Raw genomic sequence first — 23,391 nt, 5'->3', positions numbered from 1 at the left:
ACCCAAAAGACATCAGAATACCGGTGTCCAGGTTAATTCAAGCCACAATTGACGACGGGCTTTTTCACTATTGTATTGCAACCCAAAGTCTGCAGCGGGATCGTAAACCGTCTCGTCAAACAGATTATCTATCCCGAGACGGTAGCGAATCTTCGAGTTGATTTCCCCCGTCAGATGTATATTCGTCATCACAAAGGAATGGCTGTTATCCTGATGAAATTGATTTAAGTCTTCACGGCTATTGTTGTAAACCAGTGATAATCCAAGCTCGTGCCTGGGCGTCACCTGATAGTTAAGAGCTGCACTGCCCGACCAGGTTGCCACATAGGGAAAATCACCCGACAGATCGTTATCAGAATCTACATAAGCAAGGGTAAGGCGGGTTGACAACCGATCGGTCAACCAGACATCCAGCAGTGTTTCCGCGCCATAGATCCGGTAGCCCTCTTCAGAATTGCTGAAGTATTCATCCGCCCCGTTTGGCGTGGGCATCTCATGAATAAAATCATCCAGAGTGTTGTGATAGAGAGTCACCGACGCACGATACCGGCCGGCATTAAGGTAATACCCCAGCTCCAGGGACTCTATATGTTCGGCGTCCGGAGTGGGAGCCACGAAGGTGGTTCCCTCAAGTACTTTCAGATATTCACGCAAGGTGGGTGTGCGAATGGCAGTGCCAAACATCAGCTTCCAGCTGTGCAGTGGACTGGGAGAGTAGTTTGCAGCCACCCGATAATTCACATAGCTATCAAACTGCTGGAAGTCGTCGTAACGAATGCCCAGCGTCACATTCAAAGCTTCGCTCAGTGACCAGACATCCTGAAAAAAGACAGCATAGTCCTCGTTGGTCATACCCGGCTCACTCAGCAGGTCACCTGACTCGGGTTGCGCAAACACCCCCCGATCAAATCGAAACCAACGGGTATAAGTCGTATCATCGGCCTGCTCATAGCGCCAGCTGACCCCCAGAGCCGCAGTATGGTCACCCCAGCGCTTCAGACCTGTCAGTGACACACCTGCCAAGGTGGCATCCTGTCGCTCATCGTAGCCGAGGGCATTGGTGGGCTGGACCTCTTCGTATTCACGAATGTCTTCCTGCTGGTAATAGGCACTGGCTTCAAGCCGACCGTTTTCCAGATCACCGATTTCATAATTCAACGCCGCCGACCAGAACTCACTGTCAACAAAAGCATTTTGGGTATTCGGGATAAACAGGAAAGGGGTTTCATTACGCATGTAGTCGAATTTGCCTGTCAAACCCGGAGCCAGACGCGCCTTAAGATAAAGGCTCTGATAATCTTCATCCAGTGGCTGCAAAGTCTCACCACCAATGAAACTTCGACGGTTTTCGTCAAAAGGCGCTTCCTGATCAAGATAGGAAGCAAAACCCTGTAGCCGCGAACTGTTGTACATGGCCGACACTTTCTGGCGATCGTAGTTACCCAACTCCAGGGTGGTGGAAACTTCAGGTTTGTTGGTGAACTGTCGGGTAGTGATGGAAATCAAACCGCTGAAGGCATTGGCACCATAAAGACTGGAAGCGGGGCCCAGAATAACCTCGACTTTTTCGATCTGCTCCAGCGGGTACTGATCACCCAGAGCGAAGTGGCCGTAATACAGCTGCTGCTGCCGCACGCCATCCACCAACAGAACAAATTTATCGTTATAGCGCTGAACGATACCTCTGGCCCAGATGGATTGATGACGTTTGCGATGCTGATTGATTTGCAGACCCGGCACATATTGCAGTAGATCCTCCACACGACGCACTCCGAAACGCCGAAAATCCCGTTCCGTGAAACTGTAGACGGTTCCGGGGGCTTTACTGGTCTGGGTGGGTAACAGGTTGGCGGCGGTGAAAACTTCCATTTCCACCAGCTCTTCGAAATTCATATTCGCCAGCTGGTCCGAATGCGCCTTCAAAGGCTCTGACTGCACCGCAACAGGAGATCCCAATACAGCGATTGCTGCCAGGTAGATACTCGGCCGATTCTTCCATTGATCCCACATTTTTCGGTTTCTCATTCCTTCCACTGGAAGTTCGCAATGGTAAGACCACATTAAACCCGTGGTTTTTCGTCGCTCATTTATCTTGTTTAACAGACATTCTGTCGCGATTCTCCCTGTTTGACCAGCCCCAAACGACCATCCACAGCCAGGTTTCATTCAGCCAGAGGCACGCTTTTGCGCTAATTGCGTAGAACCGGTCGATAATGGCCGCATTTTTCGTCTGTATGTCGTAGGAGACTCGCCAAAATGCCCTTTAAAAAACCGCGAAAAAGCACTCAGCTCAGAATACCCCAACACCGTTGCCACTTCTGTTAACGGAATATCAGAGGCGGAAAGATAGGACAGTGCCAATTCGGAGCGGATCTGAGTCAGCAGCCCCTGAAAAGAGTGCCCTTCCTGCAATAATTTACGCTGTAAAGTCCTGGGATGCATTTGCAGAACCTTCGCCACTCTCGCCTCAGAACAGTGTCCAGTACTCAGCAGCGAGCGAATAAGGTGATCCACTGTGGATGCCGTATTGCTTTTGAGACGCAACTGCAACTCAGACACATATCGGGCGAAGTATTCCTTTAATTCAGGATCGGTCTCATTCACTGAGACACTCAGGGCAGCAACATCAAACTTGAGGGCATAGATTTCCTGATCAAAAAACAGCGGCGCACTGAATACTGCCTGATAAAAGCTGATGTCTTCCGGCCTGGGATGTGCAAAGTAAACCCCGTCGGGCCGCCACTCCTTACCCAGAAACAGCTCCATCAGTGCCATCGCTATTCCGAGCGCCAAATCACAAATTTGAGCATTTCGGGGAAGCCCGGGGGTGACATCGTCATAAGTCAGGTACGCCTTGCTGTCCTGCAGCTCCATCCCAACCACTGAACCCGAATTGTGCAGTCCGACAAAACGGGACATCATCTGAAAGGCCTCACCGGCATCGGCACACTGCCGCGCCAGCAGTCCCAGCGGACCCAGCACATCGACCCCCTGCCGCACACCCAACCTGAGGCCAAAATCTGAATGCTGGGTCAGATCTGCCGCCAACTGCAAGGATTCAACAAAGGCGGTTGCTGAAATCAGAGCTTCAGGATCCTGCAATTGTGCCGGAGAGATACCAACCTGACTCAAAATTCGCTCAGGGTCACCACCCAACTCCTCTACCAGTTCGGAAAATCCCATAAACTTGGCCGAACGAATAACATAATGCATAAGATATAGACCCGGGCACCTTTAGAATCCTGGATAACCTTACGAGAATGTCGCAGATTGTCAAATTGAGATTACGCATTAGTGCTAAAGTTAGAGACCTGTAACGGTAGCAATTACAACGACAATAACCACAAACTCACTTTACTCATTGCTCAACAGCTGAACAGGAACTGCCCCATGAATGCCATGCCTCCTATTGCGCCCAGCGAACAACTGATCACCGACTTCAACACACAGCGAAACAGCTATCTTCTTGACCCTACGCCCACTTACGCGCAACGCAAGAAGGACTTGCTGACTCTAAAAAAACTGTTGAATGACAATGTTGACGACATTGTTGAGGCGATCAATCAGGATTATGGCAATCGCTCACGCCACGAAAGTCTGTTTGCAGAAATCATTTCTGTCAGTGACGGTATCAACGACACCATCAAGCAGCTGAAAAAGTGGATGAAAGTTCAAAAACGTCACGTCAGTGTGTCGATGTTTCCCGGAGCCAAGAACCGGGTGATTCCACAACCTCTGGGGGTCTGTGGACTGATTGTTCCGTGGAACTTCCCCATCAACCTGGCCTTTTCTCAACTGACGGCGGCTTTCGCTGCGGGGAATCGGGCCATGGTTAAAATGTCCGAAAACTCCATTGCTCTCAGCCGGCTGCTGATTGAGCTAAGCCCCAAATACTTCCCTGAAGATAAACTGAAATTCTACGAAGAAACCGGCGAAGTCGGCATCCAGTTTTCCCAGATCCCTTTTGATCTCATTGTGTTTACCGGATCAGGCCAGACCGGACGCAAGGTCATGGCCTCGGCAGCTCAAAACCTGACACCCGTGGTTCTGGAGCTGGGCGGGAAGGCCCCGGCCGTGATTGACCCAGAATATGATGTGCAAAAAGCTGTTGAACGGATCATGTTTGTCAAACAATTCAACGCCGGCCAGATCTGTACGAATGTGGATTATGTATTCGTACACGAGTCTCAACGGGAAGCGTTTATCAGCCAGGCCAAAAGTTATGTGGCCAAGCATTGTCCTGACATCAACTCGGTAGATTATACCTCGATCATTGATGATCGCTCGTTTCAACGACTGGAAGACACCTTGCAAGATGCCAGAGACAAGGGTGCAACCATCATTAATCTGAGCGAAGGCCAGGCGCCCAACCGCGAACAGAGAAAGTTCCCGCTGCATCTGGTCCTGGACACCAGCGAAGACATGATCATTCGCCAGCGCGAAACCTTTGGCCCGCTGCTGATGGTATTGCCTTATCAAACCCCCTCTGACGTGATTACTTATGTCAACGAGCGAGATCGCCCACTGGCTCTATACCCTTTTACAAAGGATAAGAAGCTCTCCGACATGTACATCGATCGTATTATGTCTGGAGGGGTGAGTGTCAATGATGCGCTTTTCCACGTGGCTCAGCACGACTTGCCTTTTGGGGGCGTTGGCCCCAGTGGCATGGGTCACTATCACGGCTATGAAGGCTTTGTGACTTTTTCCAAGTTGCGCCCGGTGTTCTATCAGGCGAACTTTTCAGCCATGAAATACCTGCGCCCTCCCTACGGGAAGTTTGCCACTAAAGTGTATAACGCCCTGCTGAAGCAAAAGGCAAAATAAACCTGTCTGCGATCAGTCCATAACGACAGTTGTTCCTTATGGGCTGATCGCCTGTCACCGTATCCCGCCGACGTAAATTGACCCGGCTTTAAGCCCTGAACGCGCCCTTGATCGATTAATAATTCTGATCGTTATCCTTAGAATTTATCGTTGTACCTGTGCAACGGAAATACTGATACTTCGGCCCTTTGCCTAACCTCCCCCTAGCATGCCGGGCACCCTCCGAATGACCGCTGAAATAACTGTTTCCGTTACCTTGCCCGAGGTTGATATCCAACCCTGTGCTCCACAGGTCGAGTCTCACCTGTTTGAAGCTATTGCCCAAAACCTGCTGACTCAAGGGTACAGCGTGCATCCCGGTGCACTGCCTGAATCTCTGGGAGACATGCTGCATGATTACGTACAGCGTCTTCCAGGCGGACAGTTTGATCCAGCGGGCATCGGCAGAGACGAGCAGCACACTCTGGTCAAAACCATCCGCAAGGATGAAATATGCTGGATCACCGGGGATACCCCTGCGACCAAGGCATGGCTGGACTGGACGGCAGAACTTCAAGCCTACCTTAACCGCCGTCTGTTTCTGGGACTGTTCTCTTTTGAAAGTCACTTTGCCCACTACGCTCCCGGAGATTTCTACAAAAGACATGTCGACGCCTTTCGGGGGGATACCAACCGGATACTGTCTGTCGTAATCTATTTGAACCGTGACTGGCGGGACGAAAATGGCGGTGAATTGATACTTTACCAAGACCGGGAGGACACTACCGGGCAGAAAATCAAACCGTCTTTCGGAACGATTGTGACTTTTTTAAGCGAAGAGTTTCCTCACGAAGTTTTGCCCGCTCGCAGTGATCGCTACTCCATTGCCGGCTGGTTTCGGGTAAACAGCACCTCCACTGAGCGTGTGGATCCGCCCAATTAGCCCGCCTCTGGCAAGCCGGTAAGCTAAAGCTCCACCATTGCGAAGCTGATCGCCTCTGCCACTTAGATTTTTTTGTTCTTTATGAGAAAAAAATACGCCGAACAGAGAATAAAAAACATGTCGCATTGGCCCAGGATACATGCACCAATCTGTCACAACGCACGTCCCCAATATGGCGCGAAATTCATCTATAGCCGCAATAGAAAGGCTTAACGCCGCACCGTTTTAACACCTCTCTTCTGAACGGAGCCGGACAATGAAATCTTGTCCGGCTCCGTTCAGAAGCACCACGCCACAATCGACAGCCCAATTTAGCTCTGGTCAACAACACACCCTTGTATAAAGATATAGGTCATAGGGTCGATAGATTTTCAGGTAGCGGCTCTAAAATAAAAAAAACATCAGGGATTTGAAGGGTGCTTGGAATGCTTAACAAACTGTTCGACAGCAAAGAGTCTGTCAGGCTCAAAAATGAGCTAGAAAAACAGGCTGACTTTATTGACGCCATCAAACGCAGCAATGCAGTTATTGAGTTCACTCCGGAAGGAATTATTGAAACGGCCAATGACCACTTTCTCAAGGTAGTGGGTTACCCACTGGAAAGCCTTGTCGGAAAACACCACTCCATGTTTTGTGAAAAAGCGTATAGCGACTCTCCCGAATACGCCCACTTTTGGAGAGACCTGAATCGCGGCACGCCACAATCGGGAGAGTTTGCCCGTCTGGGCAATGGAGGCAACAAGGTTTGGCTGCAAGCCAACTATTTCCCTGTCATCCATCAAGGACAAACCATTCGCGTTATCAAGTTTGCCACGGACATCACCGCCATGGCTGATCGGCGCAATGAACAAACTGCCATCATTGAAGCCCTCAACCGCTCTCAAGCGGTCATTGAGTTCACCCCGGACGGACATGTCCTGGATGCCAACGAAAACTTTCTCAAAACCATGGGTTACACCTTGCCTGAAATCAAAGGCCAGGCTCATCGTATGTTTTGTGATGAACAATTCTACCGGGACAACCCGGACTTTTGGACAACATTGAAATCGGGCCAGTATCGCAACGGACAGTTCTCTCGACGCCGGAAAGATGGTTCGGAAATCTGGCTGGAAGCCATTTACAATCCGATCATCAACCACCACGGCGAAGTGATCAAAGTCATAAAGTTTGCCAGCGACATCACGCCTCAGGTCCGACAGACCGAATCCCTAAAAGCCATTACCCAAGCGGTTGAAAGTGCCGCAGGAACAACCGTTACCCGAGCCAATTCCGGGGCCGACGTGCTGACTTCCGCGGTGGATTCCGCCCATCAGATTTCAGCCGCCGTCAATGAATCAGCCCACTGCGCAGATCAACTGGTTGAACAATCCAAAAGCATTAACGACATTGTCACCACCATCAGCGGTATTGCAGAGCAAACCAATCTGCTGGCCTTAAACGCAGCCATTGAGGCGGCTAGAGCTGGAGAATACGGCAGGGGCTTTGCCGTGGTCGCCGATGAAGTTCGTCAGCTGGCCAGTCGTGCCCAGTCCTCGACCATAGAAATTCGCACCCTGGTGGATACCAATCGCTCTCTGACTGAACAAATGACCACACAAATGACCGCCGCCAGTAACCACGCCCAAAATGGCGCGCAACTAGTGCAACAGGCATCTGCCGTTTTTACGGAAGTAAAAGAAGGTGCGCTGTCGCTGGGTGGGATTATCAACACCTAAACCACGGGATCATTAACACTCACCAACCAGTCGATAAACGCCTGATTTGCCCTGGAGATTGTCCGCCCTTTGCGGCGAGCAATCCCCAGATTGACTGAGATTGCCGGTTCCAGAGGGACAGCGTGAATTCCAGGTTCCTGTTGCGCCATCATCTTTAACCCCACCGTGGCTCCGTGGTTCTGTTTGACCAACTTCGAAATGAGCGGCAGATAATTGGTTTGCAAACGGATGTCAGGCTCAACGCCCCTATCCTCACACATCACATCAAAGCTTTTACGAATAAAGTAATCCCGTTCGTAGAGGATCATGGGGACAGCGGCCAACTCACTCACGGCCACAGAACGGCGATCACGAAAAGGACTCTCACTGCCGACACACAGCATCATGGTCTCTGTCACCAAAGGAACAACATCCAGATTTTTGTGATCTTCCAGAGATGTGACCACCCCCAGCTCAATCTCATCATTTAACAGCAGTTGCTCAATTTTGTGCGTACCTGCCTGGGTCACAGCAGCCGTAAGACCCGAGTGCAGATCGAGAAACTCACCCAGAAGCTGAGGCAGCAAATAGGTACCCGCCATGGCCGGACAGGCCAGATTCAACTCACCTCTGAGCAAGCCCTGATAGTCGCCAACGGTCTCCTTCAAATCTTCAACCTGACGAAGGATTACCTCCGCCTGTGCTAATACGGTCTCTCCCTCGTGGGTCAGGGCCAGGGTTCGCTTGTCACGGATCAGCAATTCTGTTCCCAGCTCTTCCTCCAGCTTTCGCACCGCAATACTGACCGGTGGCTGCGCCATATGTAACACCTGCGCCGCTTTGGAAAAATTTTTTAAGCGTGCAACCTGAACAAAAATTTCCAGCTTTCGTAAATCCATAGAATCCATTAACCCAAGCACTTTTGGCCAAGCCACTTTCGAACAGCGGCATTAAAAACCGTTAACTCACGCACACACCCTACCATATAATTTATATATACAAACAATACAAAACATATATTTATTATAGGAAACCATAGTTTGCTATGGTTGATTCCATGAATCCACCCATCCACCCCATGCACCTATCGGAGGGCATATGGCCTCAGGCAAACAATGGCAAAAAATCAATTGGCAGGACCCCTTCCTGCTGGAACAACAGCTCACTGACGAACAGCGCCTGGTTCGCGATACCGCTCGCCAATACGCTCAGGAAAAACTGTTACCCCGTGTACAGCAGGCCTTCCGCGATGAGCACACCGATCCGGCTATCTTTCGGGAAATGGGTGAACTGGGGCTGCTGGGACCGACCATTGAAGGCTATGGCTGCCCTGGCGTGGACTACATCAGCTACGGTTTGATTGCCCGCGAAGTCGAGGCCGTTGATTCCGGCTACCGCTCCATGATGAGCGTTCAGTCTTCTCTGGTGATGTACCCCATCTACGCCTACGGAACGGAAGCCCAGCGGGAAAAATACCTGCCGAAACTGGCCAGCGGTGAGTACATTGGTTGCTTCGGTCTCACCGAGCCCGATCATGGCTCCGATCCCGGCAGCATGGTGACTCGCGCCAGGAGCGTTGACGGAGGCTACCAGCTGACCGGCGCCAAAATGTGGATCAGCAACAGTCCTATCGCCGACGTGTTCGTGGTCTGGGCGAAAACCGACGATAACGTCATTCGCGGCTTTATTCTGGAAAAGGGCATGCCGGGTTTGAGCGCCCCGAAAATCGAAGGCAAGCTGGCACTGCGTGCCTCTATCACGGGTGAAATCGTGATGGACAATGTTTTCGTATCCGAAGATCAGCTGCTGCCCAACGTCCAGGGACTGAAAGGTCCGTTTGGCTGTCTGAACAATGCACGTTACGGCATCGCCTGGGGCGCTCTCGGTGCCGCCGAAACCTGTTGGCACTCCGCCCGCAACTACACCCTGGAGCGCAAGCAGTTTGGTCGCCCGCTGGCGGCAACCCAGTTGATTCAGCTAAAACTGGCCAATATGCAAACCGACATCAGCCTCGGGCTACAGGGCTGTTTGCGCGCCGGACAATTGCTGGACAGTGGCAATATTTCTCCTGAATTGATTTCGCTGATCAAACGCAATTCCTGTGGTAAAGCTCTTGAAATTGCCCGCATGTCGCGCGACATGCACGGCGGCAACGGCATCTCCGACGAGTACCCGGTAATGCGCCACATGGTAAATCTGGAAGTGGTGAATACTTACGAAGGTACTCACGATGTGCACGGCTTGATCCTGGGACGGAGCCAAACCGATCTGGCGGCATTTTGAGTACGGAGAGGCCTGAACCTGTGACAATGACAGAAAACATGTCCGGCGCCCTGGCCGGATTAAAAGTTCTCGACCTGTCCCGCGTGTTGGCTGGCCCCTGGGCCAGTCAGACTCTCGCAGATCTCGGCGCGGAAGTGATTAAGGTAGAGCGGCCATCACAGGGTGATGACACCCGTCACTGGGGACCTCCTTACATGAGTGACTCCGAGGGCAATCCCACGGAGGAGTCCGCCTATTTTATGGCGGCCAATCGCGGCAAACAGTCTATTTGTGTGGATATCGCGTCGCCTGAAGGCCAACAAACCCTACAGCGATTGGCCAGCCAATGCGACATCCTGCTGGAAAACTTTAAAGTCGGCGGTGCCGCAAAATACGGGCTGGATTACGCCACTTTATCGGAACTCAATCCGCGCCTGATTTACTGCTCCATTACCGGCTTTGGGCAAACCGGCCCCTACAGCCACCGCCCAGGATACGATTTTCTGGTGCAGGGCATGGGCGGCCTGATGAGCATCACCGGCGAAAAAGACGACCAGCCCGGTGGCGGCCCACAAAAAGTCGGGGTGGCCCTGACCGATATCATGACCGGACTCTATTCCACCATTGGTATTCTGGCAGCCGTACACGAGCGGGAAACCTCCGGTCTTGGCCAACACATCGACCTGGCATTGCTGGACGTCACTGCTGCCACCCTGGCCAACCAGGCCACCAACTATCTGGTGGGAAATCTGGTTCCCCAACGTCTCGGTAACGCACATCCCAACATCGTGCCCTATCAGAGTTTTGCCACAGCCGATGGTCACTGCATCATTGCGGTGGGCAATGATCAGCAGTTCAAACGCCTGTGTGACGTTCTGGGTTTGCCGGAGTGTGCCGATGACGAGCGGTTTGCCACCAATGCCCAGCGAGTGGCTCATCGAGAGCTGCTGGTCCCCAGACTGCAAGAACCACTGAAGCAACACACACGGGACGAGTGGTTAACACGCTTTGACCAGGCGGGCATCCCTGCCGGCCCCATTAACACCATCGACGATGTGTTTAATGATCCCCAGATTGTGCACCGCGGCATGAAGGTCAATATCCCCCATCCGCAGAACGATCAGCTAACCCTGCCGGGCAATCCGATCAAGCTGTCACGGACTCCCGTGCAATACCGGCAACCGCCACCACGACTTGGGGAACATACCGACGAAGTTCTTCAGCGTTACGGTGTTGCGGAATCCTCCTCAAACGAGCTGCCATAGGCATATACAACTGTCTCGGGCTACAATGCGACCAGACGCCTTGAGTAAAACAGACTCCATGCGGTCTGTTTTACTCAAACCCACACAACGCATTGCCTGCCCGGACAGTTTCCTGCCATGACTACCACCAAAAAATCCATTTACGTCGCCTACACCGGTGGCACAATTGGTATGAAACCCTCGGCTCAAGGCTACATTCCCGCAGAGAATTTTCTCGACAGTCACCTGCAAACCATGCCGGAATTCCAACGACCAGAACTGCCCGAGTTCACACTGAAGGAATATCACCCGCTGATTGATTCAGCCAATATGAGTCCCATGGACTGGCAGGTGATCGCCGATGACATTGCCGCACACTACGATCAGTACGATGGCTTTGTGGTGCTGCACGGAACCGACACCATGGCGTACACGGCCTCGGCCCTGTCATTTATGCTCGAGAATCTGGCCAAGCCGGTGATCGTCACGGGCTCCCAGATCCCTCTGGCACAACTGCGTTCCGACGGTCACGCCAATTTGCTGAACGCTCTCTACATCGCAGCCAACTACCCCATCGCCGAGGTGGGTCTGTTTTTCAACAACCAATTATTCAGAGGCAACCGCAGTGTTAAGACACACGCAGACGGATTCAATGCGTTTGAATCACCCAACTATGGACCTCTGCTGGAAGCGGGTATTGATATTGAATTGATCAATGGAACATTGGTGAGTCAAGTAAGCCCCTCCAGCAACGTCAGCACACACTTGCGAGTGCAGAAAATTCAACCGCAGACCATTGGCGTGTTAACGCTCTACCCCGGCATATCCGAAACGCTGATCGACAACCTGCTGCAGCAACCACTAGCGGCGCTGATTTTGCAGAGCTTTGGCGTAGGCAACGCTCCACAAAGTGAGGCATTTTTACAACCGCTCAAAGCGGCCACAGACAAGGGCACATTGATCATCAACTGTACCCAGTGTTTGCAAGGCAAGGTGAATATGGGAGGCTACGCCACGGGTAACGCCCTGGCTCAGGCGGGAGTGATCAGCGGCGGCGACATGACCATTGAAGCCACCCTGACCAAGTTGCATTATCTGTTGAGTCAGGATCTGTCGGTCGATCAGGTACGAAAGCTGATGACACAAAACCTGCGCGGAGAGTTAAGCGATTAACGCTTCTCCCCGGCCTGAGCCCTGTCCCTTTCAAAATGCTCCCAGTACTCCGACACGCTCTGCTTCATATCCTTGCGCAGCAACATAATGCCCAGCAGGTTTGGCAGGGTCATCAAGACAATGGTCACTGCGGTCAGGTTCCAGATCAGGGTGGTGTCTGAAAAAGACGCCCAGAAAAACCCCGCCACATAACAAATCCGATAAGGCATCACCCCCTTTTGCCCGACCAGATAAATCATCGCCCGATCACCATAATAAGACCAGGCAATCGTCGTAGAGAACGCAAACAGCAACAATCCGATGGACACTATGTACTGACCGTACTCCCCAAAGAAGCCTTTGGTAAACGCCAGAGTGGTCAGTTCTGCAGAGTGAACCAGCGATTTTCCAGACATTTCAATATTCGGGTTTTCCAGACGCCCGTCCACCACTTCCAGCACACCGGTGTATGGCCGTTCGTCGCCATCGATGCTGTAACGAATATTTTCAGCCACGGAGCGGGAACTCAGCACGGTGTAATCCAGATCATCAGCGACACCACCCACCACATTGATGCTGCCGGTGTAGCGCTCGATCGTACTGTCACCGCGATTCAGGAAATGAAACAGCTGCTCGCGGTCTTCTTCGTTTTGATCACTGTAATCGCCCGCGATAAATACGGTATCTGCCCGCTGAAAATGCGTCTGGTGTTTTTCTGTCCACACTCCTGACGACAGTATGACCAGGCCCGTGAGCGTACAAATGATGATGGTATCAATAAAGGGCTCCAGAATGGACACCATGCCTTCTGACACAGGCTCCTGGGTTTTTGCGGAGGCGTGGGCAATGGGCGCCGAGCCCTGCCCCGCTTCATTGGAGAACAAGCCCCGGTTCACACCACGGTTAAATGCGTAGGCAAAGGTCGCCCCCAGGAATCCACCGGCGGCGGCAGACCCTGTGAACGCATCGGCAAACACTGAAACCAATGACGGCAGCACGTTATCCAGATTGTAAAAAATCACCGCCAAAGCGCCGAGAATATAAAACACCGACATAAACGGAACAATTTTGGACGTCACCGCGGCAATGCGATGAATACCGCCAATAATGACCAGAGCAAGGACAAAAGCCAGCACCGCACCCGTGATAATAGGCGCCAGGCCAAAGGTTGCCTTCATGCCCTGTGCAATGTTGTTAATCTGGGGAAGGTTTCCGGTACCGAACGAGCTGATCACCGTGGCAATGGCAAAAATAATACCCAACCACTTCATGTTCAGTTTCTTTTCCATGTAATACATGGGGCCACCGGACATGGTGCCATCTTCGGTTTGATCACGATATTTGTGCGACAGGGTCACTTCGACAAACTTGGTGGTCATCCCCAGAAAGGCCGTCATCCACATCCAGAACAAGGCCGCCGGGCCACCCAGAAAAATGGCAAAGGCAACACCACCAATATTGCCTGTGCCTACAGTCCCCGACAGTGCTGTCGTCAGCGCCTGAAAGTGTGTGGTATCGCCCTTGTCCCCGGCTTTATCGTACTTGCCTGTCACCACTTTCCAGGCGTGACCGAAGTAACGAATTTGGGGGAATTTCAGATAGAGCGTGAAAAACAACCCGACACCCAGCAACAGATAAGGGAAATAGGCTGCTGACCCCAGGTAACCGTCCAGATACAAAAAGAAATGGTTAAGACTGTCCAATGAAACACCCCAATGTCATGAATTGATTTTATTTTTGCGTTGTTTTGAATCAGTTCGGTTGTCAGTGATCGTCACCTGAGGCATCTACTATGGATATGGTTTAGAAACCGTATTCTTCAAAGACCTGACTGACTTCCGGTTTGTGTTTCCGTATCTCGTCACGAGTCAAACCATCCAGCTCGTGGGGAAACACCAGCCACTGATCTGACTCGTGAAGGTAGTAATCTGGCTCGATAGAAGTTCGGTTATTACCCGGTTTGTACCAGGGCGTGGCAATCCGAATATCTTCAGGGGTATTGCGACGCGCCCGGGACGACAGGGTCTTAAGCACCGCATCAATACTCAGGCCGGTATCAAACACATCGTCGACAATCAGCAAATTATCTTCAGGATTAACCCTTTCGACCAGATAATCGAGCCCGTGAACCCGAACCTCTTTTTCCCGCCGAGTCATGCCTTCATAGGAAGAGGTACGGATGGCGATGTGGTCTGAGTGCACATCATGCACATGCAGAACTTCCTGTACCGCAATACCCACCGGGGTTCCCCCCCGCCAGACACCGACTATATAATCCGGCCGAAAATCGTCTTTCAAAATCTTCATTCCCAAGCGAAAGGAATCCTGCAGTAACTCTTCAGCGCCAATGTACAGTTTCTCGACCATAATTCCTTGCTCACGGGTACCGGATAGCATTAAAAACACAAAGGCGAGTATATTAAAGAGGCCGCTCTCCCTGAGCAAATAACGCTCCCAATCAACTTACTTTGCCCCGATTGCTAATTGGTCGATGATTTCTGTGCAAAAGCCCTCTAAAATGAGGGATTAAGGCACCTTAGGTTATATTTTGTACAGACCTTCCGGCAGCCTTTTACTGCAGTACGCAAACGCGCCTCTTGCATACCCTGACAGCCAAAGTCTGAAATACCATTTGGGCCGCTGTCATTGTGCGGGCCGTTTTCGCAGTGCACGTTAACCACTGTACCCGGGATGCTATGAAACCGACAAAGACCAAAGCTCAAATTCGTCAGGAAATTGATGATCAGGTTCGTCAATTTCTGGCTCAGGGCGGCGCAGTAGATCAGTTTCAGGCCGGTGAAAGCGGCCGTGAGCTGAACACCCCCCTGCCCAAATCGCCCCATATTGAGCGCAACCAGCAAACCCGCACTCCGGTTTTGTCGGAAATTCAGGCCATAGAAGCCCGGCGCCACAAACCCAAACGGACCGTCACCCGACACAGATCCAAAGAAGGTCGAAAAACCCTGCTGACCGACGATTTCGGCGAGCCCTTGCGCTGGGTATCTGATGACTGACTTGCAGAGCTTCTGACGGCCAGCAATACCGCCTGTCAAACGGCTTCAGATAACACCGTGCCTTAAGGCCAACCAGTAGCTCACACCGCCCATTACCCCCAGCAGCGCCCAAATAAAGGCAAACAGGCGCCAGATGCGAAAGGGTTTACGCTCTGTCTGATTCACCCCGGATGAGAGATAACGATCAACCCGCTGCTGATCTTCCGGAGACAAACGGTTCACTTGCGACACGGTGGACTTCCCCCTTAAACCCTGCTTGTCTCAACTCTAGCACAGTGTTCTCATGAAAACGCGTCCCTTCCTTAAAGCAAGACTAGACCCCATAAAAGAAAACCCCGTCACCATCGGTGCCGGGGTTAATCGTGTCTGCTTTTTTAACGGATTAAAGGATCAGAAAGACTGCCCCTATGCTTAACCCTGGGTCTTCGGTTGCTCTTCAGGGTTATCCAGAACCAGCTGACCGTTTTCTACCGGAATTTTGCTGCCAGGATCGAACTCCATACGAATCGTCTCTTCTTTATCGTTATAGCGATAATGGACATCGTAGCCGGAAACTTCCTGATGGCTGTCCATCACCGTCTCACAACGCTGCTCAACCGTGGTATAGGTGTCCCCTTGCTGCATTTTTTCCTGGGTTTTGTTGCCGGCATAACCACCGGCGGCAGCGCCCGCTACGGTAGCCAGTTTCTTGCCATTGCCGCCGCCGATCTGGTTACCCAGCACGCCACCGATAACAGCACCAATGGCCGTTCCTGCTATGCGGTTTTCGTCTTTAACAGGACGAGTATGAGTGACGGTTTCTTCCCGGCACTGCTGACGCGGGGTCTGTACCGTCGTCATGACTTCTTTAACACTCAAGACGTCGGCGTATTCCACATCACTGACATATTTGTAGCCGGCGGCGCCACCAACACCCGCAAGTAACACACCAAACACTGTGCCTGTAATCATTTGCTTACTCATAATTATGTCCTTTGCTGTTGGCCGTAAACATGGAGAAATCATACTGTTGGAAACAGTGTGCCCCCGAACGGATTAACGAAGACTGAATAAGTCACGAGCAGGACAACGCCGTGATAAAAGCGTGAAGAGAATCACAGAGGACTTGTCGAATGACCAATAAAAAAGGCCGACTCCCCTGATGGCAGCCGGCCTTTTTCGATGCGCCAATTTACTTTGGCGCGTGGATCCGTCTTAAAAGAGATCCGCTTCCAGTGACATCAAGGTGTCGCTTCCAGCCAAAATACTCACGCTCAGGGCACGAGTTGCAGGCAATTGACGCTGGAAGAAGAAGCGGGCAATTTTCAGTTTGCTCTCGTAGAAATCCGCTTCGCCACCGTCGACATTGGCCAGTGCCACTTTGGCCATTTTCGCCCACATGTAAGCGTAAGCGGTGAAGCCAAACAGGTGCAGATAGTCATTGGCCGCAGCACCCACAGCATTTGGATCATTTTGCGCTTCAGCAATTACTTCAGCGGTAACCGACTTCAGGTTATCCAACTCACTTTTCAGTGGCTCGATAAATTCTGCCAGTCCGGCATCGTCAACGTTGGCATCAATAAATGCCTGCACTTCATTGGCGAAAACATCGAAGAACTTACCACCATTGGCCACGACTTTACGGCCCATCAAATCCATCGCCTGAATGCCGTTGGCACCTTCGTAGATCTGGGTAATACGAACATCGCGAACCAGCTGCTCCTGGCCCCACTCACGAATGAATCCGTGACCGCCGAAAATTTGCTGACCGGCTACCGTGACTTCCAGTGCCTTGTCAGAAATAAAGGCTTTGGCCACCGGGGTCAGCAAAGCCACCATCGCATCGGCTTCTTTTTTCGCATCCGCGTCGTCGCTGAACTTGGCGATATCCAGCCACTTGGCCACGTAGGTGGAAAACGCGCGTGCGCCTTCAGTCTGAGCGCGCATGCTTAGCAGCATACGGCGAACATCCGGGTGCACAATGATTGGGTCAGCGGCTTTGTCCGGGTTCTGAACACCTTCTGGACTGCGGCTCTGCAGACGATCGCGAGCATACTCAATGGCACTCTGATAAGAGCGTTCAGCCGCGCCCAACGCCTGGATACCGACCACCAGACGCTCATAGTTCATCATGGTGAACATGCACGCCAGGCCCTGGTTCAATTCGCCGACCAGCCAGCCTTTGGCGTTATCAAAGTTCATGACACAGGTCGCGGAAGCCTTGATGCCCATCTTTTTCTCGATGGAGCCACAGCTCAGTGAGTTGTGCTCACCCAGAGAGCCGTCTTCGTTGACCATGATCTTGGGCACCAGGAACAGGGAGATGCCTTTCGGTCCGGCAGGCGCATCCGGCAACTTGGCCAGAACGAGATGGATGATGTTCTCAGCCATGTCGTGCTCACCCCAGGTGATGAAGATTTTGGTGCCCGTGATGTCGTAAGAACCATCGGCATTTTCGATCGCCTTGGTGCGGATAATTCCCAGATCCGTACCGGCATGGGGCTCAGTCAGATCCATCGCACCGGACCAAACACCTGAATACATATTGGGCAGGTATTTTTCTTTCAGCTCGTCAGTGGCGTGCGCGTTAATGGACAAGCAGGCACCGGCCGTCAGCATGGGAGCCAAACCAAAAGACATACTGCCCGATTGCAGCATCTCTTCGACCTGAGCAGTCAGGGTTTTGGGCATGCCCATACCGCCGTAGACCGGGTTGCCGCCCAAACCGTTCCAACCGCCTTCACAAAACGCCTGGTAAGCCTCTTTAAAGCCTTCTGGTGAGGTTACGACACCGTCATTCCACTGACAACCCTGCTCATCGGACTCACGATTCAAAGGAGCGATTTCCTGCTCGATGAGTTTTGCAGCCTCTTCCAGAATGGCATCAGCCGTCTCGGGATCAACCACTTCCTGAGTACCAGGCAGGGAAGCCCACAACTTGTCTGCTTCGAAAACTTCATTCAGTACGAAGCGCATGTCGCGCAAAGGCGCCTTATAGTCAGCCATTTCTGTCACCTCCAGAATCATTTGTCCGATCAGTTATCGGAAAATCGGGTATTAGGGTCGTTATTTGAGCCATCACCTGAGCGGGACTCAGCCTTATGCCGTTCGGTACCGCGAAACTCTTCAAGCATTGATCTCTGCAAGATAGAGCCCACAATCGCCGTGATACAGGCTTGGGCTGTTACATCACCAGGAACAGCATAGAAACTGCCCAAAATTAAAACAAACAACCGTTTGAAACGCAAGTTTATTTGAACCCAAAACCCACTGTTACACCTGTTGCGTCTGCGACTGGCGTGCCACTCGACACGAAGACAATAGAAGGCGACACATGCCCTCAACCCGCTCTATAACGTTTAGCAGAAAAGCCTGCCAGAGGGATGAAAAGACACCCGATCGCCCAAAAAGGCCTCACATCAGGTACGTCTGAAACCCTTGGCAAGATCAATAGAAAGCAAAGAAGAGAGAGCAGGCCCCTGAAGAAAGGCCTGTGGCGCCAGAGAACGAAAGAGCAATCCGCATCGACTCTGGCGTTAGAAAGGTCTGTGAAAGCGGCCTGTGATGAAACCTGTCAGGTAAATAGTGGGGTCAGATCAAGGTTATCCGCCACCGGTGCTTTACCCGCCTGCTCCAGAAACGGAACCTCGCCCAGACAAGGCGCCTTAATCAGCGTTCGCAGGGTCATCATGTTTTCTTCGTAGCAACTCATGTCCGGGTCGATGCGATTCGCCACCCAGCCCGCAACCTTGAGCCCGTCACGCTCAATCGCTTCGACGGAAAGCAGTGCATGGTTGATGCAACCCAGCTTCATGCCCACCACCAGAATCACCGGCAGGTTCAACTCCACCGCCAGATTGGCCAGGGTTTCACGGGGATTTAACGGCACTCGCCAGCCGCCCGCGCCCTCGACCAAAACCAGATCACAGGGCTGCATCAGCACGCCGCTGCAAAAACCCGCCAACCGGGGAACAGACAACTGTTTGTTTTCCTGCATGGCCGCAATATGCGGGGCAATGGGTGGTTCAAAAGCCACCGGATTGACCTGGGCATAGGACAACTCCAGGGTCATGGCATCCTGCAATGCCAATGCATCGCCGTTGCGCAAGCCCTCACTGGTTTGTTCACATCCGGCCGCCACGGGTTTGACCGCCGCCGTTTTCAGGCCCTGCTGGCGGGCTTTTTCGAGAATGCCGCAAGCAATCAGGGTTTTTCCCACATCGGTATCAGTACCGGCAATAAAATATTTGTGCTTGGCCATGGTTATCGCTCTTCACCCCTGGTGATTTCCAGATAAAAAACTTCATAGGTCGCTGGCAACTTGCCATCGACCTGTCGGAACTGTTCGTAAGCCTCTTTGAATTTCACAATGCGCTGACGCCCGGTGAGGCCGGAACTCTGCCCGTGATTCATGTTATGCGCGCCCAGTGTTTTCAACTCATAGGTCAATTCACGGACCTGATCGTAGCGCAACTGGATGGATTCCGTTTGCCAGTTTTGCAGCGCCAGCCCGCTATCCGCAATGGCCTGACGAACGCTGTCCTCAGAGGCGAAATGATTCACGTGGGTATAGTTATCGACCTCGCTCCAGGCAGTGCGCAATTCATGCAGCGTGGCCGGCCCCAGTGTCGCCAGAAATAGTCGACCGCCAGGCTTGAGCACGCGCTTGAGTTCGGCAAACAATTGCGGAAGATTGGCACACCACTGAATCGCCAGTGAAGAAAACACCCCGGTTAAGGATTCATCCGCCAGAGGAATGGCTTCTGCGTCACCACACAACCACTGAATCCCGTCACTGCCATGTTGTTTGCGTGAATAGGACAGCATGCCCTCAGACAAATCCAGCCCCAGCACTGACTCACAGCGCTCGACCAGATACGGCGTAAAGTAGCCGGTACCGCACCCCAAATCCAGCCAACACCCCTTGTTATCCGAAGACACTGAAGCCATCAGCTGTCGGCCGATCTGGCGCTGCAAGCCCGCCACGGAATCGTACTTTTCCGCCGCCCGACCAAAAGAATCCGCCACCTTGCGCTTGTCCACGGCGTAGTGGACCGCATCGACAAAGGTCAGCGTTTCCTGAGTGACCCGCTGGGGATCAGACCAGTGCACTGCGTGCGCGCAGCCATCGAGAACGGCCACCCTCTGCTGCCGATTGAGCTGTCGCAAAGACTCGGCCAACTGAACCGGCACCAGAGCATCGCCACCGGCCAGCAAGTGCAGTCCCGGCAGTGTCAGGCCGGCATAGGCGGCTCGATTATCCAGAGACTCCAGCCATTCAAGGCCCCGCTGCCATAACCGTGGCGCAGAGCCCTTTGCAGCGGCGTCTTGCCATGAAGCCTGAGCAGACTGACGCAGGTTTTTCAGCAGCTCGCGCTCACGGCTGAAGTCACCCTTGGCCATCAGCCCGGCAAAGCGTTTTAAGGTCAGTTCCGGTGCCTGCTCAAAGCCTGTTTGAAAAGCGTCAAAGTCAGCACTGTCCATGGCCGTCGGCCAACCGGTATCGGCCACAAACTTCACATTGGAGCCCAGCGTCAGAAGCCCCATAACTCTTTGCGGATAGACCGAGGCCATATGAGTGGCCAGCATTCCGCCCAGCGACCAGCCCACCAGCAGAAAGCGATCCGGCAGCAGGCTAATCAGCTGTTCACAAAAGGCGTCCGCGGAGCAAGGTTCTTCCGGAGCATCCCCACCCCCAAAACCGGGCAGATCCACCAGAATCAGATCCAGCGTCTGGTTTAAGGCTTTAACAACCGGTTCCCAGCTGCGGGCATCAGATCCCCAACCGTGCAGCAACACCAGTGGCTCGCGGTACTGTCGATCAGCGCGTGCCGGTAGCAGATTCAAAGTGATGGAATCGGTCATGAGTCAGACAACCCGCGTTCATCCGGCAGGGCTTTAACAATGTCTTCCAGTGCGCTCAATAAACCCGCAACCTGCTCAGCCGTGTGAGCCGCCGACAGAGTGATTCTCAAACGCGAGGTCCCCCGCGGTACCGTCGGTGGCCGAATGGCGCCCACCCAAAAACCGCGCGCCTGCAACTGCTCCGACACCGATAACGTCGTCGCCGCATCGCCGAACACAACGGGCTGAATTGCTGTGGGTGATTCCATCAGCTGCAGTCCCAATTGCCGGGCACCGTCGCGGAACTGTCCGATAAGCTGGTTCAAATGATCCCGCCGCCAGGCCTCCTGCTGAATGACCTTGAGACTGGCACGGGTTGCCGCGGCCACTGCCGGCGGCATTGCCGTGGTGTATATGTAGGGACGCGCCTGCTGAATGAGCGTTTCGATCAACACCTCACTGCCTGCCACAAAGGCGCCGAAAGAACCCGCCCCCTTGCCAAGAGTCCCCATCACTATGGGCAACTGACTCTGATCCAGACCAAAGTGCTCCGCCGTACCGGCACCGCTTTTCCCCAGACAACCAAAACCGTGAGCATCATCCATCATCAGCCAGGCGTTGTGCGCCTGAGCCAGTGCCGCCAGCTCGGGCATCGGTGCCAGATCACCGTCCATGCTGAACACCCCGTCCACCACGATCAGTTTGCGGTCAGAGTCACTGCGGGACAGTTTTTTCTCGAGATCCGTGAGGTCGTTGTGCAGAAAACGTTGAAAACGGGCTCCGGACAAGAGTCCGCCATCCAGCAGAGAGGCGTGATTCAGCTTGTCTTCGAAAATGGCATCGCCTTTACCCACCAGTGCGCCAATGGTGCCGAGATTGGCCATATAACCGGTGGAGAACAACAGCGCCCGATCGCGTCCCATAAAGGCCGCCAGCTCCTCTTCCAGCGCATGGTGCTCGGCACTGTGACCGCAGACCAGATGCGAGGCACCACTGCCCACACCGTATTCATCCGCGGCTTTCTTAAACGCACTGACGATGGCGGGGTGGTTGGCCAAACCGAGGTAATCGTTGCTGCAGAAACTGGTCAGCGAAACGCCATCCACCTGCACCTGCACGCCCTGAGCACTGTGCAAGGTACGGCGACGTCGATAGAGATGGGCTTGCTGACGCTCCTGAAGGGCAGGAGCGAGAATCTGTTCCAGAGAGGAGGCCTGTGGCTGTCGTTGATCACTCATAGGGGCTGATCGCTCGTCAAAAACACAGGCCGCGAGCCGCCGTTACTTGGCGGCAGCGTCGTAGAAGAACTTGTCGTTTTTCGCCGCTTCCATGGACTGAAGTACACTCGCTTCCTGCTCGGCTTCATCTTCGTGCACTTCGTACTTTTCAGTGTTGATGCCCAGACGCTTCAGCAGTTGCATATCCTTGCTGGCTTCAGGGTTTGGTGTGGTCAGCAGTTTCTCGCCGTAGAAAATGGAGTTGGCGCCGGCCATAAACGCCATGGACTGCATCTGCTCGTTCATTTCTTCACGACCGGCAGACAAACGCACGTGTGACTTCGGCATAATGATGCGGGCCACCGCAATGGTGCGAATAAAATCGAACGGATCCAGATCATCCTGATCCGCCAGCGGTGTGCCTTCAACGCGCACCAGCATGTTCACAGGAACAGACTCGGGGTGTTTTTCCATGGTCGCCAACTGGTGCAACAGACCCACACGGTCGGACTGGCCTTCACCCATACCCACGATACCGCCACTGCACACTTTCATGCCTGCGGCACGAACATTGCCCAGGGTGTTGAGGCGATCCTGATACGTACGGGTGGTGATGATGTCACCGTAAAATTCCGGTGAGGTATCCAGATTGTGGTTGTAGTAATCCAGACCCGCCTGCGCCAGCTCGGTGGCCTGATCTTCGCTGACCATGCCCAGCGTCATGCAGGTTTCCAGCCCCAGGGCCTTCACGTCTTTAACCATCTGGGTGACATATGGCATGTCTTTTTTCTTCGGTGAACGCCAGGCAGCCCCCATGCAGAAACGGGTGGCACCGCTGGCCTTGGCCGCGCGGGCTTCTTCCAGCACCGCTTCAACCTTCATCAGACGCTCTTTTTCAAGGCCGGTATCGTAGCGCGCGCTCTGGGGGCAGTATTTACAATCTTCGGGACAGGCACCGGTTTTGATGGAGCACAGGGTACTGATCTGGACTTCGTTGGGATCAAAATGCTGACGATGCACAACCTGAGCCTGAAACATCAGATCGTTGAATGGCAGATCAAACAGCGCCGCAATCTCGTCGCGGGTCCAGTCGTTGCGAATAGTGTCAGTGGTGGCCATAATCCCAAAATACCTTGTTTGGCTGTCGTATACCCAAAGGCTAGCTGCCTTTCGTTACCGATCAAAAGCCGGTTATTGAAAGGCTCCATGATAGTGACACAATGGCAGCTGTCAACC

General features: G+C 53.0%; 19 protein-coding genes and 1 pseudogene. 8 read left to right on the top strand and 12 right to left on the bottom strand.

Annotated features, from left to right (window positions below; all coding sequences use genetic code 11):
* Positions 1 to 12: 12 nt before the first annotated feature.
* Together KOI40_RS06055 and KOI40_RS06050 are read right to left on the bottom strand one after the other, a co-directional pair.
* On the bottom strand, positions 13 to 2,025 hold the full coding sequence (locus KOI40_RS06055; protein ID WP_216096544.1) for a TonB-dependent receptor plug domain-containing protein: 2,013 nt from the start codon (positions 2,023 to 2,025) through the stop codon (positions 13 to 15).
* Between the two features lie 141 nt (positions 2,026 to 2,166).
* Positions 2,167 to 3,213 (bottom strand): AraC family transcriptional regulator, encoded by a 1,047-nt coding sequence (locus tag KOI40_RS06050; protein WP_216096543.1) that lies wholly within the window; start codon positions 3,211 to 3,213, stop codon positions 2,167 to 2,169.
* A 177-nt stretch (positions 3,214 to 3,390) separates the two neighbouring features.
* Here KOI40_RS06050 and KOI40_RS06045 point away from each other — a divergent pair, with 177 nt between their 5' ends.
* The 4 genes and pseudogenes from KOI40_RS06045 to KOI40_RS18975 all read left to right on the top strand — a co-directional run bounded on the left by KOI40_RS06045 (position 3,391) and on the right by KOI40_RS18975 (position 7,464).
* Positions 3,391 to 4,827, top strand: a complete 1,437-nt coding sequence (locus KOI40_RS06045) for a coniferyl aldehyde dehydrogenase (RefSeq protein WP_216096542.1) — start codon at positions 3,391 to 3,393, stop codon at positions 4,825 to 4,827.
* A 226-nt stretch (positions 4,828 to 5,053) separates the two neighbouring features.
* Positions 5,054 to 5,749 carry a 2OG-Fe(II) oxygenase gene (locus KOI40_RS06040; RefSeq protein WP_216096541.1) on the top strand — a complete coding sequence of 232 codons (696 nt, stop codon included), beginning with the start codon at positions 5,054 to 5,056 and terminating at the stop codon, positions 5,747 to 5,749.
* Positions 5,750 to 6,174: 425 nt separating this feature from the next.
* A pseudogene (locus KOI40_RS18980) lies at positions 6,175 to 6,945 on the top strand (PAS domain-containing protein); the annotation flags it as partial.
* An 84-nt stretch (positions 6,946 to 7,029) separates the two neighbouring features.
* Complete coding sequence (locus tag KOI40_RS18975) at positions 7,030 to 7,464, top strand: methyl-accepting chemotaxis protein (protein ID WP_439653227.1); 435 nt, start codon at positions 7,030 to 7,032, stop codon at positions 7,462 to 7,464.
* On the opposite strand, the gene KOI40_RS06030 is transcribed toward KOI40_RS18975, so the two are convergent.
* Complete coding sequence (locus tag KOI40_RS06030; protein ID WP_216096539.1) at positions 7,461 to 8,351, bottom strand: LysR family transcriptional regulator; 891 nt, start codon at positions 8,349 to 8,351, stop codon at positions 7,461 to 7,463. The genes KOI40_RS18975 and KOI40_RS06030 overlap by 4 nt on opposite strands.
* Positions 8,352 to 8,541: 190 nt before the next feature.
* On the opposite strand from KOI40_RS06030, the gene KOI40_RS06025 reads away from it, so the two are divergent.
* The 3 genes from KOI40_RS06025 to ansA all read left to right on the top strand — a co-directional run bounded on the left by KOI40_RS06025 (position 8,542) and on the right by ansA (position 12,122).
* Positions 8,542 to 9,726, top strand: coding sequence for an acyl-CoA dehydrogenase (locus tag KOI40_RS06025; protein WP_216096538.1), 1,185 nt, complete (start codon positions 8,542 to 8,544; stop codon positions 9,724 to 9,726).
* A gap of 26 nt (positions 9,727 to 9,752) precedes the next feature.
* Positions 9,753 to 10,970, top strand: a complete 1,218-nt coding sequence (locus KOI40_RS06020) for a CaiB/BaiF CoA transferase family protein (protein WP_233710076.1) — start codon at positions 9,753 to 9,755, stop codon at positions 10,968 to 10,970.
* Between the two features lie 117 nt (positions 10,971 to 11,087).
* On the top strand, positions 11,088 to 12,122 hold the full coding sequence (gene ansA, locus KOI40_RS06015; RefSeq protein ID WP_216096537.1) for an asparaginase: 1,035 nt from the start codon (positions 11,088 to 11,090) through the stop codon (positions 12,120 to 12,122).
* Here ansA and KOI40_RS06010 read toward each other — a convergent pair.
* Positions 12,119 to 13,804: an alanine/glycine:cation symporter family protein gene (locus tag KOI40_RS06010; protein ID WP_216096536.1), complete on the bottom strand. Its 1,686-nt coding sequence runs from the start codon at positions 13,802 to 13,804 to the stop codon at positions 12,119 to 12,121. The two genes, ansA and KOI40_RS06010, sit on opposite strands and share 4 nt — an antisense overlap.
* Before the next feature lie 100 nt (positions 13,805 to 13,904).
* The gene (locus KOI40_RS06005) at positions 13,905 to 14,468 is read right to left on the bottom strand and encodes a phosphoribosyltransferase (protein ID WP_216096535.1); all 564 of its coding nucleotides are present in this window, start codon (positions 14,466 to 14,468) and stop codon (positions 13,905 to 13,907) included.
* 329 nt (positions 14,469 to 14,797) lie between these two features.
* On the opposite strand from KOI40_RS06005, the gene KOI40_RS06000 reads away from it, so the two are divergent.
* Complete coding sequence (locus KOI40_RS06000) at positions 14,798 to 15,115, top strand: hypothetical protein (protein WP_216096534.1); 318 nt, start codon at positions 14,798 to 14,800, stop codon at positions 15,113 to 15,115.
* Positions 15,116 to 15,160: 45 nt separating this feature from the next.
* Here the strand turns inward: KOI40_RS06000 and KOI40_RS05995 are convergent, their stop codons facing one another.
* The 7 genes from KOI40_RS05995 to bioB form a co-directional block, all read right to left on the bottom strand.
* Complete coding sequence (locus KOI40_RS05995; RefSeq protein WP_369413154.1) at positions 15,161 to 15,346, bottom strand: DUF3094 family protein; 186 nt, start codon at positions 15,344 to 15,346, stop codon at positions 15,161 to 15,163.
* Between the two features lie 180 nt (positions 15,347 to 15,526).
* The gene (locus KOI40_RS05990; RefSeq protein WP_216096533.1) at positions 15,527 to 16,078 is read right to left on the bottom strand and encodes a glycine zipper 2TM domain-containing protein; all 552 of its coding nucleotides are present in this window, start codon (positions 16,076 to 16,078) and stop codon (positions 15,527 to 15,529) included.
* 231 nt (positions 16,079 to 16,309) lie between these two features.
* Entirely contained in the window at positions 16,310 to 18,100 is a 1,791-nt protein-coding gene (locus tag KOI40_RS05985; RefSeq protein ID WP_216096532.1) for an acyl-CoA dehydrogenase C-terminal domain-containing protein, read from the bottom strand.
* 568 nt (positions 18,101 to 18,668) lie between these two features.
* Positions 18,669 to 19,355, bottom strand: a complete 687-nt coding sequence (gene bioD / locus KOI40_RS05980; protein ID WP_216096531.1) for a dethiobiotin synthase — start codon at positions 19,353 to 19,355, stop codon at positions 18,669 to 18,671.
* A 2-nt stretch (positions 19,356 to 19,357) separates the two neighbouring features.
* Complete coding sequence (gene bioC, locus KOI40_RS05975; protein WP_216096530.1) at positions 19,358 to 20,959, bottom strand: malonyl-ACP O-methyltransferase BioC; 1,602 nt, start codon at positions 20,957 to 20,959, stop codon at positions 19,358 to 19,360.
* A complete protein-coding gene (gene bioF / locus KOI40_RS05970) occupies positions 20,956 to 22,176 on the bottom strand; it encodes an 8-amino-7-oxononanoate synthase (protein ID WP_216096529.1) in 1,221 nt (406 codons plus the stop codon). The genes bioC and bioF overlap by 4 nt, the downstream gene beginning before the upstream one ends.
* Positions 22,177 to 22,218: 42 nt before the next feature.
* Positions 22,219 to 23,274: a biotin synthase BioB gene (gene bioB, locus KOI40_RS05965; RefSeq protein WP_216096528.1), complete on the bottom strand. Its 1,056-nt coding sequence runs from the start codon at positions 23,272 to 23,274 to the stop codon at positions 22,219 to 22,221.
* Positions 23,275 to 23,391: the final 117 nt, after the last annotated feature.

This window comes from Pseudomaricurvus albidus (assembly GCF_018863235.1).
GTDB classification, from domain to species: domain Bacteria; phylum Pseudomonadota; class Gammaproteobacteria; order Pseudomonadales; family Cellvibrionaceae; genus Pseudomaricurvus; species Pseudomaricurvus albidus.
The sequence above is the reverse complement of the archived record's forward strand: the minus strand, read 5'-3'. Positions and strand labels throughout refer to the sequence as shown.

What these genes read in the sequence shown, in the direction of transcription:
- KOI40_RS06055 (WP_216096544.1), bottom strand. Translation starts at nt 2,025, where the DNA reads ATGAGAAACCGAAAAATGTGGGATCAATGGAAGAATCGGCCGAGTATC.
- KOI40_RS06050 (WP_216096543.1), bottom strand. Translation starts at nt 3,213, where the DNA reads ATGCATTATGTTATTCGTTCGGCCAAGTTTATGGGATTTTCCGAACTG.
- KOI40_RS06045 (WP_216096542.1), top strand. Translation starts at nt 3,391, where the DNA reads ATGAATGCCATGCCTCCTATTGCGCCCAGCGAACAACTGATCACCGAC.
- KOI40_RS06040 (WP_216096541.1), top strand. Translation starts at nt 5,054, where the DNA reads ATGACCGCTGAAATAACTGTTTCCGTTACCTTGCCCGAGGTTGATATC.
- KOI40_RS06030 (WP_216096539.1), bottom strand. Translation starts at nt 8,351, where the DNA reads ATGGATTCTATGGATTTACGAAAGCTGGAAATTTTTGTTCAGGTTGCA.
- KOI40_RS06025 (WP_216096538.1), top strand. Translation starts at nt 8,542, where the DNA reads ATGGCCTCAGGCAAACAATGGCAAAAAATCAATTGGCAGGACCCCTTC.
- KOI40_RS06020 (WP_233710076.1), top strand. Translation starts at nt 9,753, where the DNA reads ATGACAGAAAACATGTCCGGCGCCCTGGCCGGATTAAAAGTTCTCGAC.
- ansA (WP_216096537.1), top strand. Translation starts at nt 11,088, where the DNA reads ATGACTACCACCAAAAAATCCATTTACGTCGCCTACACCGGTGGCACA.
- KOI40_RS06005 (WP_216096535.1), bottom strand. Translation starts at nt 14,468, where the DNA reads ATGGTCGAGAAACTGTACATTGGCGCTGAAGAGTTACTGCAGGATTCC.
- KOI40_RS06000 (WP_216096534.1), top strand. Translation starts at nt 14,798, where the DNA reads ATGAAACCGACAAAGACCAAAGCTCAAATTCGTCAGGAAATTGATGAT.
- KOI40_RS05990 (WP_216096533.1), bottom strand. Translation starts at nt 16,078, where the DNA reads ATGAGTAAGCAAATGATTACAGGCACAGTGTTTGGTGTGTTACTTGCG.
- KOI40_RS05985 (WP_216096532.1), bottom strand. Translation starts at nt 18,100, where the DNA reads ATGGCTGACTATAAGGCGCCTTTGCGCGACATGCGCTTCGTACTGAAT.
- bioD (WP_216096531.1), bottom strand. Translation starts at nt 19,355, where the DNA reads ATGGCCAAGCACAAATATTTTATTGCCGGTACTGATACCGATGTGGGA.
- bioC (WP_216096530.1), bottom strand. Translation starts at nt 20,959, where the DNA reads ATGACCGATTCCATCACTTTGAATCTGCTACCGGCACGCGCTGATCGA.
- bioF (WP_216096529.1), bottom strand. Translation starts at nt 22,176, where the DNA reads ATGAGTGATCAACGACAGCCACAGGCCTCCTCTCTGGAACAGATTCTC.
- bioB (WP_216096528.1), bottom strand. Translation starts at nt 23,274, where the DNA reads ATGGCCACCACTGACACTATTCGCAACGACTGGACCCGCGACGAGATT.